Below are 16,326 nucleotides of genomic sequence, written 5' to 3' on the forward strand. Positions count from 1 at the left end.
AGGACCTGAACGACTCCTTGCGGTCCTGGACTGGTTTCGGTGATTCACCCGATCAGCCCTATTGGGCCATCAGGGTGAATGGGAGCAACCAAGGGCGTCCGCGGCGGTTGAACCAAGGCGCTCCGATGGACGGGGTTTCTTCAGAATGGATCCAGCCAGTGATCAAGAAGGTTATGACCGCCGCCGCGGTCACCGTTTGCGCCGTCGGCGCTTCCGCTGCTGCCGCGCCGCAGGCGCTGGCGATCGGGAATGACGGTGGGACGACGTCCGTCAGCGGCGTCGGTGCCACCCAGTCGTTCGGCAACTCGGCGACCACGGGGAACATGAGCCCGCAGATGGGGCTCATCCAGGGCTCGCTGAACAAGCCCTGCATCGGACTGCCCGCGAAGGCCAACGCGGGCTCGCTCGTCGGCGTCGTCCCGATCGCCGTCCAGGACGTCCCGGTCCTGTCGGCCCCGCAGAACCAGCAGTGCGTCGAGAACTCCACCCAGGCCAAGGGCGACGAACCGCTCTCGCACATCCTGGACCAGATCCCGGTCCTGTCCGGCAACGGTGTCGGCAACAAGTAGCGCTCTTTCCGTCGGCGGGCCGCAGAACTCTCGGCGGCCCGCCGGCCCATCTTCTTCACGTGACCATTCACTTGCCGAGTCACGTCACGAGTCACGTGTCGAAGAGACGGCCCCCGCCGTGTCCGGCGAATCTCGACAACGGAGTTCCTGGTCGCGGCGCTGCACAGGCCACGGGGCAGGCACGTCCTGACCTATGCGGTGGCGATGGCGCGGATCGGCCGCACACTGCTCGGCGCCGCCCGGACCGGCCCGGGTTTCCACATCGAGACGCTGATGGACCTGGCGCCCGTCTGGAAGCCGCGCGAGGAGAGTCCGCCGATCCTGCCCAAGGAGCGACCCCGGCCGAGCGATCCGCCACGCGTCGGCCAGATCGACCACTACGTGTCGGTTCAGTGGAGCTCACTGGCGTGTCGGGTGACGGGGCGAACGCCCCACATGCTGGGCCAAATGGGGCACTACCCGCAACCCTTGGGCGGTCTGCCCAGTTGATGATCATGCAGCTCCCCAACAGGAGTCCGCTTTCCGAAGGGAATGAACATGAAGAAGCTGTGGGCAACCGCGGCTATCGCCGCTTCTGTCGCCGGTATCTCGGCCGCGGCCGCCCCCCAGGCCCTGGCGATCGGCGACGACGGTGGCACGACCTCCGTCAGCGGCTACGGCGCCTCGCAGTCGTTCGGCAACTCGGCGACCTACGGCAGCATGAGCCCTCAGATGGCGCTCATCCAGGGCTCGCTGAACAAGCCCTGCGTCGGCCTGCCCGCGAAGGCCAACGTGGGCTCGCTCGTCGGGGTCGTCCCGATCGCCGTCCAGGACGTCCCGGTCCTGTCGTCCCCGCAGAACCAGCAGTGCGTCGAGAACTCCACCCAGGCCAAGGGCGACGAACCGCTGTCGCACATCCTGGACGACATCCCGGTCCTGTCGGGCAACGGCACGAACAACAGCTGATCCCAGCACCGCGAGAGCGGGCCGCCGAGCACCTCGGCGGCCCGCTCTTCGCGTACTCGGTGGCCCTCTTGGTGTCGTCGGCGAACCACCCTTCGCCGCTCACTTCCCCAATACCGCCTCGGAGCGAACGCACGGACGGACTCGGCACGGGAGACCGCATCCGGCCGCCAAGTCCTTACCGCCGCCGCTATCCCATGAGTCCACTCGCCCGCTCCACCGAGTCCGCCAGGTCGTCCACCGCCTTGTCCTCCGCGGCGGACGCCACCCGGTGTGCGCGGTCGGCGAGTTCGCCCAGCGGGAGGGCGCCGGGGAGCGGACTCCTGTTGTCGTCGCCCCTGCGCAGGTCGTCGGCGAAGTACGCGGCCACGGCGTCGACCTGGAGGCGGGTGGAGGAGGTCCACAGGTCCTTGTCGAGGGAGCCGGTCTCCAGTTGGCCGGACTCCTCGTGCGGGGCGCGGGTGTCGGGGTCGAGCCAGCGGACGCTCGCGGTGGCGAGATGGCCGGAGGCGCCGGGCCTGGTACGGACCGCGTAGAGGGCGGTGACCGTGTGGCCGGGGCCGATCTCGCCGCCGTCCACCCGGTCGTTGCGGAAGTCCTCGTCGGCGACCTGACGGTCGTCGTATCCGATCAGCCGGAACTGCTTGACGGTCTCCGGGTCGAAGGCGACCTGTGCCTTGGCGTCGCGGGCCGTGAGGTCGATGTTCTGCGGGAGCTGCTCGCAGAAGACCTTGCGGGCGTCCTCGATGGTCGAGACGTACGTCGTGTGGCCGTCGCCCTTGTCGGCGAGGCGCTCCATGAGGGCGTCGCCGTACTCGCTGCCCACGCCGACACCGAAGAGGGTGATGCCGTGTTCGCGACGGGCGGTGGAGATGTTCTCGAGGATGGCGTCCGCGTCGGTCTCGCCGGTGTTGGCGAGGGCGTCGGAGATCAGCACGACGCGGTTGGTGGCGCCCTCGCGCAGACCCTTGACGGCCGTGGCGTACCCGGTGCGCACGCCCGCGCCGAGGTTGGTCGACTCCGTCGGTTCCAGTCCCCTGATCACGTCGTAGATGCGGTCGCGGTGGTGGCCGATGCGGGTCATCGGGAGCACGGTCCGGGCCTCGTCGCTGAAGGTGACCACGGCTATCGAGTCGTCGTCGCGCAGCCGGTCCGTCATCACGCCGAGGGCGTCCTTGGCGAGGTCGAGTCGGCCGGGCTCGCCCATGGAGCCGGAGATGTCGATGACGAAGGTGAGGGCGGCGGGCGGGCGCTCACCGCTCTGGGCGGCGGTGGGGGTCCCCCCTGTTCGAGCGGAGTCGAGAACTTGGGGGCGGGTGGCGAGGCCGACGCGGACCAGCGACCAGCCCTTCTCCCGGGTGCGGGCGCCGTCGACGGTGACCGAGAAGCCGTTGCCGTCGGGGCGCCGGTAGTCCTGCCGGAAGCTGTTGACGAACTCCTCGGGGCGGACGGTCGACGCGTCGGGCAGCCGGCCGTCGGCGAGGGCGCGGCGGGCGTAGCCGTAGGAGGCGGTGTCGACGTCGAGGGCGAAGGTGGAGAGGTAGTCGGGGGACGGTGCGAACTCGCGGCTCGCGTCGCCCGTCGGCGTGTCCTTCTGTTCGCCCTGCCAGGTGCCGGAGGTCCGGTTCGGGGCGGGCTGCGGGAACCCGCGTCCGCCGGACTTGTTCGAACCGTCCGTCGAGGAACCGTTGCTCTCGCCCGCGCCGCAGCCGGTGAGGAGCAGGCCGCCCGCGAGCGTCAGGCCGATCAGGATGGCGACCGGTCGCCGCCGCCGCCCGGTCCTCGGCCGCCGCCGCGGTCGCCCTGTGTGCTCGTCGTTCCCCGTCCGTGTCATCCGTGCCCCCTCGGTGAGTCGCCTGTCCGCCGGCTGTCTGCCGACGTCCTTGGGCCGACGTCTGTGACTGTGACGCCCGAGGGGGCCCGGATGTGCGCTACGGAGCGTTGCGGATGGATCTCGAAGCGGCCACGAAGGGCGGTCGTCGAGACCGGTAGGTGACGCTCCGGAGATCTACGACACGATGTCCTTGCGCCGGAAACCCCGGAAGGCCAGGGCGAACAGGACGAGGGCGTACGTTATCGAAATCGCGGCGCCCTGGATCATGCCGCCCCACTCCGGGTTGGGCTGGATGGCGTCGGCCCAGGCGAACTGCCAGTGCGCGGGCAGGAAGTCGCGCCAGTGGCCGAGGGCGGTGACCGCGTCCAGGACGTTCCCCACGATCGTCAGGCCGACCGCGCCGCCGACCGCGCCCAGGGGTGCGTCCGTCTTGGTGGACAGCCGGAACGCGAGCCCCGCCGTCACCAGTTGGGACACGAAGACGTACGCGATGACCACGAGGAGCCGCTGGGCCGCGGTGCCCGCGGAGAGCGCGCCGCCGGTGGGGATCTCCAGCGGCCCCCAGCCGTACGCCGCCGTGCCCACCGCGAGAGCGACGATCGGCAGCAGCACCATCGCGGCGAGGCTGAGGCCGAGCGCGACGGTGAGCTTGGACCACAGCAGCCGGGCCCTCGGTACGGGGGCCGCGAGCAGATAGCGCAGCGAGGACCAGCTCGCCTCGGAGGCGATCGTGTCCCCGCAGAACAGCGCGACGGGGATGACCAGGAGGAAGCCCGCGGAGACGAAGAGGTTCACCGCGGCGAAGTTGGCGCCCGACGCGGTCGCCGTGTCCATCAGGGTGACCTGCCCGTTGCGCGAGCCCGGGTCACCGCCGATCGCGAAGGCGACGACGAGCACGAAGGGCAGCACCGCGAGGATCGCGCCCATGACGAGCGTGCGGCGCCGCTTCAACTGCCGCAGCAGTTCGACGCGGAGCGGCAGCGTGTGCCGCGCCCGGTACCCGTCCGCCGTCTCGGCCCGTTCGACGAGCGTGCTCATGCGGCACCTCCGATCAGGGTGAGGAACGCGTCTTCCAGCCGTCGGTGGGGGCCCACCGACCGCACGGGGACTTCCAGTCGTACGAGCTCCACGAGCAGGCGCTCGGCGCTGCCGCCCTCGTCGAGGCGGACCAGCAGCCCGCCCTCGGCCGCGACGGCCGAGGCCACGCCGGGCAGCGCGCCGATCTTCTCGACGACCGGCCCCTCCACGGGCGCGCCCGTACCGACGAGGAGGGTGTCGCCGGAGCCGACGATCTCGCTCACCGGGCCGGCCTGGATGAGCCGGCCGCGGTCCATGACCACCAGGTGGGTGCAGGACTGCTCGACCTCGGCCAGCAGGTGGCTGGAGACGATGACCGTGCGGCCCGCGGCGGCGTAGCGGATCATGACCTCGCGCATCTCGCGGATCTGGGGCGGGTCGAGACCGTTGGTCGGTTCGTCGAGGATGAGGAGGTCCGGGAGGCCCAGCATCGCCTGGGCGATGGCCAGGCGCTGGCGCATGCCCTGGGAGTAGGTGCGGACCGCGCGGGCCAGCGCGTCGCCCAGGCCCGCGATCTCCAGCGCCTCCTCCATGTGGGCGTCCTCGGCCGGACGACCCGTCGCCTGCCAGTACAGCTCCAGGTTCTCGCGGCCCGAGAGGTGCGGCAGGAAGCCCGCGCCCTCGACGAACGCCCCGACCCGGGAGAGCACCGGGGCGCCCGGCCGGATCGCGTGCCCGAAGACGCGGATCTCGCCGCCGTCGGGCTTGATGAGGCCCATCAGCATGCGCAGCGTGGTCGTCTTGCCCGCGCCGTTCGGCCCCAGCAGGCCCAGGACCTGGCCCTTCTCCACGCGGAACGACAGGTCCCGTACCGCGTACCGGTCCGCCGACTTCGCGTACCGCTTGCTCAGGTCGGTGATCTGGAGCGGGACTTCGGCGAGCTCGGGGTCGGGCGCGACCGGAGCCGTACGACGACGGCCGGTCAGCAGGAGTGCGGCGGCGGCCAGCGCGCCGGCCAGGGGCAGCCACCACACCCATGAGGGCAGCACAGCGGCGGCGGTCTTCACGCCGGATGCGGTGGGCACGTGCAGGTCGCTCTTCAGGGAGACCGTGTACGTCGCCGGGGCCGCCGGTGAGGCGTAGCCGAGGTCCGTCGAGGCGAGGACCAGGCGCAGCCGGTGGCCCTTCTGGACGTCGTGGTCGATCGCGGGCAGCACGATCGTGACGTCCTTGCCCGCCTTCGCGCCGGTCACCCGCACGGGCGCCACCAGCTGCGAGGGCAGTACCTGCTGGGTGCCGCCCGGCCCGACGTCGTACACCTTCCCGAAGAGGACCGCGTCGTCGGTGCTCGACCGGACGTGGACGGTCACGGTCGGCGCCCCGGTGATTCGCAGGTCGCCGCGGAGTGCCGAGGAGTCGAACTGCGCGTACTGGCCCGGGAAGTCGAGGGACACCCCGAGCCCGAGCGCGGACAGCTGGGACAGGCCGCCGGTGCCGCCGATTCCGGGGAGGGCGGAGATCGCGGGCGGACTCGCGCCCGCGGGATTCTGGAAGCTCTGCTCGCGTCGGCCGTCGCTCAGCGCGATGGTGTGCTTGCCGCTCTCCAGGCCGGGGTAGACGTCCCCGCTCGCGCCCCGCAGCTTCGCGGCGCCGTCGGTGGAGTCGATGCCGCCGGTGCGGGTGACGCGAAAGGCGGGACCGGTGTCGGCGTTCTTGTCGTCCTTCAGATAGCGGTCGAACCAGGAGCCGACACGGGCCTCGACGCGGCTCGTCTCCGGGTTGCCGCCGTCGTGCCCGCCGGCGATCCAGTCGACGTCCACGGGCGCGCCGTTGGCCCTGATCGCCTTGGCCATCGCGTCGGCCTGGCCGAGCGGGAAGAGGGAGTCGGTCTGGCCCTGCAGGATGAGGGTGGGCACCTTGATGCGGTCGCCGACGGCCGACGGCGAGCGTTCCTCCAGCAGAGCGCGCGCCTGGGCGTCCGGCTTCCCCGACTCCGCCACCCGGTTGTACATCGCGCACAGCTGCGCCTCGAAGTGGCCGCAGCCGCCGCCGGAGTTGATGAATATGCCGGCCCAGAGTTTCTTGAACACGTCGTTCGGGAAGAGCGCGTCCGCCAGGTTCCAGTACGTGATCGAGGGGGCGATCGCGTCGACCCTCTTGTCGTACCCGGCGGCCAGCAGGGAGATCGCGCCGCCGTACGAGCCTCCGGCCACTCCCACGCGCGGGTCGCCGCTCTTGTCGAGCCGGACCTCGGGCCGCTTGGCCAGCCAGTCGATGAGCTTGGAGACGTCGGCGACCTCGCCCTTGGGATCGTTCAGCCCGATCTTGCCGGTGGAACGGCCGAAGCCGCGCGCCGACCAGGTCAGCACCGCGTACCCGTCGCGGGCGAGTTGCTCCGCCTCCCGCCGCATGTCGTCCTTGCTGCCGCCGAATCCGTGCCCGAGGAGCACGGCGGGGCGGCGGCCGGAGCCCGCGGTGAAGTACGACGTGTCGATGTTCACCCCGGCGCCCGTGGTCATCACACGGTCGGTGCGGTGGACGGCCGGTCCGTCGTCCGAGGCGACAGCGGTCCACGTACCGGCGCCGACGAGCACGACGACGGCGGCCGCGGCGGCGAACCACCGTCGGCGCCCTCGCTGTGCGGGCCCGCGCAGTCGGGGCAGTCGAAGATCCATGTGTCAACGGTACGGGCCGCCACCGACAGCGAAGGCAGCCGCCGGTCTGAACCCGCGCCCCTCCTCCGGGCGTACGAGGCCCTCCCCGCATACCGCGCCCGTGGTACGTGCCCTCTCGGGCATCTTCACGAGCGCGGTGGTGACGTGGGACTTCGTGTGAACCCCGGAGGGCTCAGGCCTGGGCGTCCTCCGGGATCGACACCAGCCAGCGGGTCTCGCGGCGCGGGCGGAGGTAGAAGGCCCAGTAGAGGGTGGCGACGGCTGTGATGCCGCCGGTCCAGAGCAGGTAGGTCATCTCCTGCTGGCTCAGGATGTAGGCGAGGACCGCGATCAGGAGCACCGGCATCGCGGGCCACAGCGGCATGCGCCAGGCCGGGGTGTGGCGGTGCTGGCCGCGTCGGGCGAGCAGGGCGGCGACCGCGACGAGCAGGTACATGGCCGTCACCGAGACGCCCGTGACGCCGTACAGGGTGTCCAGGTTGACGAAGCAGAGGAGGGCGCCGGGGACGCCCACCACGAGGGTGGCGACCCAGGGGGAGCCGAAGCGGCCGAGGCGGGAAAGGCCCTGGTTGATCGACTCGGGCCAGGCCTTGTCACGGGCGGAGGCGAACAGCACCCGGGAGTTCTGGATGACCATGACGATGCCCGCGTTGATGATCGCGAGGGCGACGCAGAGGCTGACGAAGGTACCGACGGCGGAGTTGGACCAGGCGGTGACCATGCTGCTGATGTCGCCGCCGGTGAGGGTGGACAGGTCCGAGGCGCCCATGGTGATCGCGACGACGGGGACGAGGATGATCACGGTCGAGATGGCGAGGGTGGCCAGGACCGTACGGGCGACGTTGCGGCGCGGGTCCTCCAGTTCCTCGGAGAGGTAGACCGCGGTCGAGAAGCCCTGGGTGATGAAGAGGGCGATCGCGAGTCCGGAGACCACGAGCATGGCCGTCACGGTGTCCGTGTGGCCGCCGGAGCCCGCGACCTGCATCGAGGTGAGGCTGCCGACGCCGCGCTGGCTGTGCGTGAAGCCCAGCACCGCCACGACGGCGGCCGCGATGACCTCCAGGACGAGGAAGACACCGGTGATCCAGGCGTTGGCCCGCAGGTCGAGCAGGCCCGCGAGGGTGGCCAGGAGCATCACGCCCGCGCCCGCCATCGACGGGTTGAGATGCACGATCGGCGCCAGGTAGTCCGCCGTGCCCATCGCGATCACCGGCGGCACGATCATGACGACGAGGAGGGAGAGCACGAAGACCAGCCAGCCCGCGAGTCGTCCGGCCATCGTCGACACCATGGCGTACTCGCCGCCCGCGCTGGGGATGAGGGTGCCCAGCTCCGAGTAGCAGAACGCCACGGCGATACAGAGGAGCGAGCCGATCGCGATGGTGAGCGCGGTCGCCGTGCCGAGGGACGAGAACAGGTCGGGCACGACCACGAAGAGCGTGGAGGCGGGCGTCACGCACGAGAGCGTCAGCAGGGTGCCGCCGACGATACCGATGGAACGCTTGAGCTTTTGGGGGCTCCCGGAGGCCGTGGGGGCGGCTTCCGGCAGGGCCTGCTCGACAGGGCGGAGCGTGTCGGTCATGAAGCGGTTCCGATCGACTTATGCGTCAGAAGACGACTCTTGCGTCAGGTGATTCGGGCGGGAGCGCTATCGCCTCCGGCGGCTCGCGTCGTTCATCTCGTCGTCCGCTCCCGACGCTGATGGAACCTTGACGGAAACCGTTGCGTCAATGGCCGTTTACCTACGGAATCCGCACCGGCCAAGCGACGCAGGTCACATCACTTTCCCAGGCCCCGACGCCTACATGTTGCAATCATCAAGACCCATCGGAGTGTGACCTTGCTTTCAAAGGCAAAGACAGCAAATTGCCTCTGCTATCCGTTTCATCACCTCATGACGAGAACCGCAGTCGAGACCTCGAAATTCACCAGGATTGGTCCGCACTCCGGGACGCCTGGCGAACAGTGGAGCCGAGCATGGCGGTGCCCCGCCCCCCGGGACGGGGGGCGGGGCACCAGGAGGTCGCTCAGTGGTTGCGCGGGAAGCCCAGGTCCACGCCCGTCGGGGCGTCGGCCGGGTCGGGCCAGCGGGTGGTGACGACCTTGCCGCGGGTGTAGAAGTGCGTGCCGTCGTTGCCGTAGATGTGGTGGTCCCCGAAGAGGGAGTCCTTCCAGCCGCCGAAGGAGTGATAGCCGACGGGCACCGGAATCGGCACGTTCACGCCGACCATGCCCGCTTCGACCTCCAGCTGGAAGCGGCGGGCGGCGCCGCCGTCCCGGGTGAAGATCGCGGTGCCGTTGCCGAAGGGCGAGGCGTTGATGAGCGCGACACCCTCCTCGTAGGTGTCCACGCGCAGCACGCACAGCACCGGGCCGAAGATCTCGTCCTTGTACGCGTCCGAGGTCACCGGCACCCTGTCGAGCAGCGAGAGGCCGATCCAGTGGCCGTCCTCGTACCCCTCGACCGTGTACCCGGTGCCGTCGAGGACGACCTCGGAGCCCTGCGCCGCCGCGCCCGTGACGTAGGACGCCACCTTGTCGCGGTGCACGGCCGTGATCAGCGGACCCATCTCGGAGGTCGGGTCGTTGCCGGGACCGATCTTGATCTTCTCGGCGCGCTCACGGATCTTCTCCACCAGCGCGTCGCCGACCGAGCCGACCGCGACGACGGCGGAGATGGCCATGCAGCGCTCACCGGCGGAGCCGTAGGCGGCCGACACGGCGGCGTCCGCGGCCGCGTCCAGGTCCGCGTCCGGGAGGACCAGCATGTGGTTCTTGGCGCCGCCCAGGGCCTGCACGCGCTTGCCGTTCGCGGAGGCCGTGGTGTGGATATAACGGGCGATCGGGGTCGAGCCGACGAAGGACACCGCCTTGACGTCCGGGTGCTCCAGGAGGCGGTCGACGGCCACCTTGTCACCGTGGACGACGTTGAAGACACCGTCGGGCAGACCGGCCTCGGCGAGCAGCTCGGCGACCTTCATGGCGGCCGACGGGTCCTTCTCGGACGGCTTCAGCACAAAGGTGTTGCCGCACGCGATGGCGATGGGGAACATCCACATCGGCACCATGGCCGGGAAGTTGAACGGCGTGATGCCCGCGACGACGCCCAGCGGCTGCCGGATCGACGCCACGTCGACCTTGGAGGCCACCTCGGTCGACAGCTCGCCCTTCAGCTGCACGGTGATCCCGCACGCCAGGTCGACGATCTCCAGACCGCGCGCGACCTCGCCGAGCGCGTCCGAGTGCACCTTGCCGTGCTCGGCGGTGATCAGCTCGGCGATCGCGTCCCGGTTCGCGTCGAGCAGCGCCCGGAACTTGAAGAGGATCGTGGACCGCTTGGCCAGCGAGGACTGGCCCCAGGTCGTGTACGCGTCCTTGGCCGCGGCGACCGCGGCGTCCACCTCGTCGACGGTCGCGAAGGCGACCTGGGTGGTCACGGCGCCGGTCGCCGGGTCGGTGACCGGCCCGTACGTACCCGACGCACCCTCGACAGTCTTGCCACCGATCCAGTGGTTGACGGTCTTCGTCATGGCCAAAAACTCCTTCACAGATGGCGGCGTCGGGCGGCGACGTGCCGGTCGTACTCCTCGCGTGCCTTGACCGCCGACGATCGGGTCGCGGTCTCGGCCACAGGTACATCCCACCAGGCTTGGGCCGGGGGCGCGCCCGACACTGTGTCTGCCGTTTCGGTCTCCACGTAGACACATGTGGGAGTGTCCGCGGCGCGCGCCTCGGCAAGGGCCGACCGCAGGTCACGGACGGTCTTCGCACGCAGCACCCGCATGCCGAGGCTGGCCGCGTTGGCGGCGAGGTCGACGGGCAGCGGCGCCCCCGTGTACGCACCGTCCTCGGAGCGGTAGCGGTACGCGGTGCCGTACCGCTCGCCGCCCACGGACTCGGAGAGGCCGCCGATGGAGGCGTATCCGTGGTTCTGGAGTATGAGGACCTTGATCGCGACGCCCTCCTGCACGGCGGTGACGATCTCGGTCGGCATCATCAGGTAGGTGCCGTCGCCGACCAGCGCCCACACGGGCCGGTCGGGGGCCGCCATCCGGACGCCGATCGCGGCCGGGATCTCGTAGCCCATGCACGAGTAGCCGTACTCGACGTGGTACTGGTCGCGCGACCGGGACCGCCACAGTTTGTGCAGGTCACCGGGGAGCGAGCCGGCCGCGTTGATCAGGATGTCGTCCTCGGTCACGATCTCGTCGAGGACCCCGAGGACCTGCGGCTGGGTGGGCCGGATGTCGATGTCCTCGGCCTCGTACGCCGCGTCGACGCGGTACTCCCAGCGCTCCTTGTCGTCCGTGTACTCGATGGCGTACGCGGGCTCGACGCGGTGGTCGTGCAGCAGCAGCGCCTCGGTGAGCGCCTCAAGGCCGGCCCGCGCGTCCGCGATCAGCGGGATCCCCGACAACTTGTGACCGTCGTACGGCGCGATGTTGAGGTTCAGGAAGCGGACGTTCGAGGCGGAGAAGAGGGTGCCGGAGGCGGTGGTGAAGTCGGTGTAGCGGGTGCCGACGCCGATCACCAGGTCGGCGGTACGGGCGAGCTCGTCCGCGGTCGCCGTACCGGTGTGGCCGACGCCGCCGACATCCTGCGGGTGGTCCCACTTCAGTGATCCCTTGCCCGCCTGAGTGGAGGCGACGGGGATGCGGGTGGCGGCGGCGAGTTCGGCGAGCACGTCCTCGGCGCGGCTGTGGTGGACCCCGCCGCCCGCGACGATCAGCGGGCGCCGGGCTTCGCGGATCGCCGTGACGGCGGCAGCCAGCTCGCAGGCGTCGGCCGCCGGACGGCGCACGGTCCAGATCCGCTCCTGGAAGAACTCCTCCGGCCAGTCGTACGCCTCCGCCTGCACGTCCTGCGGCAGCGCGAGCGTGACGGCGCCGGTCTCGACCGGGTCGGTGAGCACGCGCATGGCCTGCAGGGCGGCGGGGATCAGCGCCTCGGGCCGGGTGACGCGGTCGAAGTACTTCGACACCGGGCGCAGACAGTCGTTGACCGACACATCGCCCGCGTAGGGGACTTCGAGCTGCTGGAGGACCGGGTCGGCGGGGCGGGTCGCGAAGATGTCGCCGGGCAGCAGGAGCACCGGGAGGTGGTTGATCGTCGCGAGGGCGGCGCCGGTGACGAGGTTGGTGGCGCCGGGTCCGATGGAGGTGGTCACGGCGTGCGCCGACAGCCGGTTGGACTGGCGTGCGAAGCCGACCGCCGCGTGCACCATCGACTGCTCGTTACGGCCCTGGTGGTAGGGCATCTCGTCGGCGTACTCGATCAGCGCCTGGCCGAGTCCGGCGACGTTGCCGTGACCGAAAATGCCCCAGGTGGCGCCGATCAGCCGCCGCCGCTCACCGTCCCGCTCCGTGTACTGGGCGGCCAGGAAGCGCACCAGCGCCTGTGCGACCGTCAGCCTCGTCGTTGAGGTCATCGGTATCCCTCTGTGCTCTCTAGATGTCCCGGGTGGAAGCAGATCCGCCACTCCCTCTCCTCGCCCGGTCCGGCCATCACGTTCAGGTAGTACATGGTGTGGCCGGGCTGGGCGATGGACGGGCCGTGCCATCCGTCGGGGACGAGGACGGCATCGCCGGTGCGGACCTCGGCGAGGACGTCGGATCCGCCCTCGCGCGAAGGGAATACGCGCTGATAGCCGAATCCGTTCGGGCCGTCGATCTCGAAGTAGTAGATCTCCTCCAGCTCCGACTCGACACCGGGCCGGTGCTCGTCGTGCTTGTGCGGCGGATACGAGGACCAGTTGCCGCCGGGGGTGATGACCTCGACGGCGATGAGCTTGTCGCACTCGAAGGCGTCGGCGGAGGCGAAATTGCGCACCTGGCGTGCGCAGTCGCCACTGCCTCGGTCTTCGACGGGGACCTCCGGCGCGGGGCCGTAGCGGGCGGGGAGTCGGCGCTCGCACTTCGCTCCTGCCAGGGCGAAGCGGCCTCCCGCACCGGAGGCGATCTGGGCCCGGGCGTCACGGGGCACGTACGCGAAGTCGGAGACCCCCGCGAACACGCTTTCCCTGCCCAGGATTTGGAACTCTTCGTCCTCTGTGCGCACCGTACAGGCGCCGCCCAGCGGAAGCACGATCCACTCGCTGTCGCCGGTGGTGAAGGTGTGTGTGCCGCCGGGTCCGAGTTCGACCACGCGCAGGCTGCTGTGGGTCCAGCCGGCGTACTTGGGGTCGATGTCGACGGCGTACAGCCCGCCGGCGGTGGCCCCCTTGGGCACGTACAGGCCGCTGCTCCGGGTCGCGTCCGTCGTCGAGTGCGTCCTGGGGTCCGTCATCGGGTCCTCACAGCAGTCCTACGGCGGTGTCCACCGCGGCGGTCACGTCCCCGTCGGCCGGGTAGAGCAGCGAGCGGCCGACGACCAGGCCCTGCACGGTGGGCAGTTGGAGCGCGCCGCGCCACTTCTCGTACGCGCCCTCCTGGTCCTCGCCGACATCGCCGCCGAGCAGGACGGCGGGCAGGGTGGAGGTCTCCATGACCCGGGCCATGTCGTCCGGGTTGTCGGTGACGGGGACCTTCAGCCAGGTGTACGCCGAACTGCCGCCCAGGCCGCTGGCGATGGCGATGGACTTGATGACGGCCTCGGCGCTCAGGTCGTTGACCAGCCTGCCCTCCGGCGTGCGGCGGCTGAGGAACGGCTCCACGAAGACCGGGAGGTGACGCTCCGCCATCTCGTCGATCGCGCGGGCGGTGGACTCCAGGGTGTTGAGCGAGCCCGGATCGTCGTAGTCGATGCGCAGCAACAGCTTGCCCGCGTCGAAGCCGAGCCGCTCGATGTCCTGCGGGCGGTGGCCGGTGAAACGGTCGTCCAGCTCGTACGAGGCGCCCTGGAGGCCGCCGCGGTTCATCGAGCCGAGGACCACCTTGTGGTCGAGGGCGCCCAGGAGCAGCAGGTCGTCGAGGATGTCGGCGGTCGCGAGGACACCGTCGACGCCGGGGCGGGAGAGCGCGAGGCAGAGCCGTTCCAGCAGGTCGGCGCGGTTCGCCATGGCGAGCTTGCGGTCGCCTACGGCGAGCGCCCCGCGGGCCGGATGGTCCGCGGCGATGATCATCAGTCGCCCGTGGTCGCCCACGAGGGGGCGGCGGGGGCGGCGCGCGGCGGCCTCGGCGACGGCTTCGGGGCGGTGGGCGCGGAGCCGGACGAGCTCCGCCGCGTCGACGGCCCGGGGCGGGGCGGGAGTGGAGGGAACGACGGCGTCGCCGCCCTCGTGTCCCACGCGTCCCGCCCTCATCGGACCGCTCCCGCCATGAGCGCGTCCTCGACCTCTTCGGGGGTCGGCATCGCGGAGGAGCACTCCAGCCGGGAGGCGACGATGGCACCGGCCGCGTTGGCGTGCCGCATGATCCGCTCCAGGTCCCAGCCGGCGAGCAGGCCGTGACAGAGGGAGCCGCCGAACGCGTCACCGGCGCCGAGGCCGTTGAGGACCGTCACCGGGAGGGGCGGGACCTCGGCCGAGGTGCCGTCGCGGTGGACGGCGAGGACGCCCTTGGGGCCCTGTTTGACGACGGCGAGTTCGACGCCCGCCTCGAGGAGGGCCTCGGCCGCCGCATGCGGTTCGCGGACGCCGGTGGCGATCTCGACCTCGTCGAGGTTGCCGACGGCGACGGTGGTGTGGCGCAGGGCCTCGGCGTAGAAGGCCCGGGCGAAGTCCTCGGGGGCCTTCCCGGCCGTGCCCTTCCGGGCTGTGCTGTTCCAGAACATGGGCCGCCAGTCGAGGTCGAAGACCGTCGTGGCGGACTTGGCGCGGTGGGCGAGCGCGGCGAGCGTCGCCGTCCGGCTGGGCTCCTCGCTCAGGCCGGTCCCGGTCACCCAGAAGATGCGCGCCTCGCGGACGGCGTCCAGGTCGAGGTCGTGCGCGTCGATCTCCAGGTCCGGGGCCTTGGGCTGCCGGTAGAAGTACAGCGGGAAGTCGTCGGGCGGGAAGATCTCGCAGAACGTCACCGGAGTGGGCAGCCCGGCGACCGGGGTGACCCAGCGGTCGTCCACGCCGAAGCCGCGCAGCGCCTCGTGGAGGTACGCGCCGAAGGGGTCGTCACCGGTACGCGTGATCACCGCCGTACGCCGTCCGAGCCGGGACGCGGCCACCGCGACGTTCGTCGCCGAGCCGCCCAGGAACTTCCCGAAGGACGTCACCTGCGCCAGCGGGACCCCCGTCTGCAACGGGTAGAGGTCCACACCGATTCGCCCCATGGTGATCAGGTCGTACGCCATCGAGTTCCCTTCGCTTCGGCTCCCCCAAGGTCTAGCGCCGCGCGGGGAGCCCTGTCAACAGTTTGTCCGGACATTCGGACCAGGCCTTGACACCTCCCTCGTGCCGCCCGAAGCTGACGCCCATGACGTCGTTGTCACCGCAGGCATCACCTCAGTCCTCACTGTCCCGCATCCGGATCGGTTCGGCTCCGGACTCCTGGGGCGTCTGGTTCCCCGACGACCCTCAGCAGGTCCCCTGGCAGCGCTTCCTCGACGAGGTCTCCCAGTCCGGGTACGAGTGGATCGAGCTGGGCCCCTACGGCTATCTGCCCACGGATCCGGCCCTGCTCAAGGAGGAGACCGCGCGGCGCGGGCTCACCGTGTCGGCCGGCACCGTCTTCACGGGGCTGCACCGGGGTCCCGAGGTGTGGAACGCCACCTGGGCGCACGTCTCGGACATCGCCGCGCTCACCCAGGCGATGGGCGCCGAGCACCTCGTCGTCATCCCGGCGTTCTGGCGGGACGACAAGACGGGCGAGGTGCTGGAGGACAGCACGCTGACGCCGACGCAGTGGCGCAATCTGACCGCTCAGACCGAGCGGCTCGCCCATGAGGTGCGGGAGCGCTACGGGCTGAAGATCGTCGTCCACCCGCACGCGGACACGCACATCGACAGCGAGGAGAACGTCACGCGTTTCCTCGACGCGACCGACTCCTCCCTGGTGTCGCTGTGCCTGGACACCGGCCACTACGCGTACTGCGGCGGCGACAACGTCAAGCTCATCGAGACCTACGGGGAGCGCATCGGCTACCTCCACCTCAAGCAGGTGGATCCGCTGGTCCTGGCCGAGGTGCGGGCGAACGAGGTGCCGTTCGGGCCCGCCGTGGCCAAGGGCGTGATGTGCGAACCGCCGTCCGGTGTACCGGCGCTCGAGCCCGTCCTCGCCGCCGCCCAGAAGCTCGACGTCGAGCTCTTCGCCATCGTCGAGCAGGACATGTACCCGTGTCCGCCGGACAAGCCGCTGCCGATCGCCCAGCGCACCCGGGCGTTCCTGAGGTCCTGCGGAGCGTGACCGCTTCACCGTGACCG

At 70.7% G+C, this 16,326-nt stretch carries 13 protein-coding genes; 4 read left to right on the forward strand and 9 right to left on the reverse strand.

The features are described from left to right. Positions 1-158: 158 nt before the first annotated feature. The 3 genes from ACFZDJ_RS05945 to ACFZDJ_RS05955 all read left to right on the forward strand — a co-directional run bounded on the left by ACFZDJ_RS05945 (position 159) and on the right by ACFZDJ_RS05955 (position 1,514). On the forward strand, positions 159-569 hold the full coding sequence (locus ACFZDJ_RS05945) for a rodlin (RefSeq protein WP_391056381.1): 411 nt from the start codon (positions 159-161) through the stop codon (positions 567-569). A gap of 204 nt (positions 570-773) precedes the next feature. Next, positions 774-1,058 (forward strand): hypothetical protein, encoded by a 285-nt coding sequence (locus tag ACFZDJ_RS05950; protein ID WP_391056384.1) that lies wholly within the window; start codon positions 774-776, stop codon positions 1,056-1,058. A gap of 48 nt (positions 1,059-1,106) precedes the next feature. Continuing rightward, on the forward strand, positions 1,107-1,514 hold the full coding sequence (locus ACFZDJ_RS05955; RefSeq protein ID WP_168508766.1) for a rodlin: 408 nt from the start codon (positions 1,107-1,109) through the stop codon (positions 1,512-1,514). Between the two features lie 187 nt (positions 1,515-1,701). Here the strand turns inward: ACFZDJ_RS05955 and ACFZDJ_RS05960 are convergent, their stop codons facing one another. The 9 genes from ACFZDJ_RS05960 to iolC all read right to left on the reverse strand — a co-directional run bounded on the left by ACFZDJ_RS05960 (position 1,702) and on the right by iolC (position 15,257). Continuing rightward, a complete protein-coding gene (locus ACFZDJ_RS05960; RefSeq protein ID WP_391056387.1) occupies positions 1,702-3,345 on the reverse strand; it encodes a von Willebrand factor type A domain-containing protein in 1,644 nt (547 codons plus the stop codon). A gap of 174 nt (positions 3,346-3,519) precedes the next feature. Beyond that, complete coding sequence (locus ACFZDJ_RS05965; protein WP_391056389.1) at positions 3,520-4,383, reverse strand: ABC transporter permease; 864 nt, start codon at positions 4,381-4,383, stop codon at positions 3,520-3,522. Next, complete coding sequence (locus tag ACFZDJ_RS05970; RefSeq protein WP_391056391.1) at positions 4,380-7,037, reverse strand: alpha/beta fold hydrolase; 2,658 nt, start codon at positions 7,035-7,037, stop codon at positions 4,380-4,382. Before ACFZDJ_RS05970 ends, ACFZDJ_RS05965 begins: the two co-directional genes overlap by 4 nt. A gap of 172 nt (positions 7,038-7,209) precedes the next feature. Further along, positions 7,210-8,619 (reverse strand): amino acid permease, encoded by a 1,410-nt coding sequence (locus tag ACFZDJ_RS05975; protein WP_391056394.1) that lies wholly within the window; start codon positions 8,617-8,619, stop codon positions 7,210-7,212. A 445-nt stretch (positions 8,620-9,064) separates the two neighbouring features. Beyond that, a complete protein-coding gene (gene mmsA, locus ACFZDJ_RS05980) occupies positions 9,065-10,567 on the reverse strand; it encodes a CoA-acylating methylmalonate-semialdehyde dehydrogenase (RefSeq protein WP_168508770.1) in 1,503 nt (500 codons plus the stop codon). Between the two features lie 14 nt (positions 10,568-10,581). Then, entirely contained in the window at positions 10,582-12,465 is a 1,884-nt protein-coding gene (gene iolD, locus ACFZDJ_RS05985; protein WP_391056396.1) for a 3D-(3,5/4)-trihydroxycyclohexane-1,2-dione acylhydrolase (decyclizing), read from the reverse strand. Continuing rightward, entirely contained in the window at positions 12,462-13,322 is an 861-nt protein-coding gene (iolB, locus tag ACFZDJ_RS05990) for a 5-deoxy-glucuronate isomerase (protein WP_391056399.1), read from the reverse strand. Before iolB ends, iolD begins: the two co-directional genes overlap by 4 nt. 7 nt (positions 13,323-13,329) lie before the next feature. Next, a complete protein-coding gene (locus tag ACFZDJ_RS05995; RefSeq protein ID WP_391056401.1) occupies positions 13,330-14,277 on the reverse strand; it encodes a deoxyribose-phosphate aldolase in 948 nt (315 codons plus the stop codon). Continuing rightward, positions 14,274-15,257: a 5-dehydro-2-deoxygluconokinase gene (gene iolC, locus ACFZDJ_RS06000; RefSeq protein ID WP_384905788.1), complete on the reverse strand. Its 984-nt coding sequence runs from the start codon at positions 15,255-15,257 to the stop codon at positions 14,274-14,276. The genes ACFZDJ_RS05995 and iolC overlap by 4 nt, the downstream gene beginning before the upstream one ends. A gap of 122 nt (positions 15,258-15,379) precedes the next feature. Here iolC and ACFZDJ_RS06005 point away from each other — a divergent pair, with 122 nt between their 5' ends. After that, positions 15,380-16,309 (forward strand): TIM barrel protein, encoded by a 930-nt coding sequence (locus ACFZDJ_RS06005; protein ID WP_391056404.1) that lies wholly within the window; start codon positions 15,380-15,382, stop codon positions 16,307-16,309. Positions 16,310-16,326 lie beyond the last annotated feature (17 nt).

It is taken from the genome of Streptomyces sp. NPDC007896, assembly GCF_042959425.1.
Classification (GTDB): Bacteria; Actinomycetota; Actinomycetes; order Streptomycetales; family Streptomycetaceae; genus Streptomyces.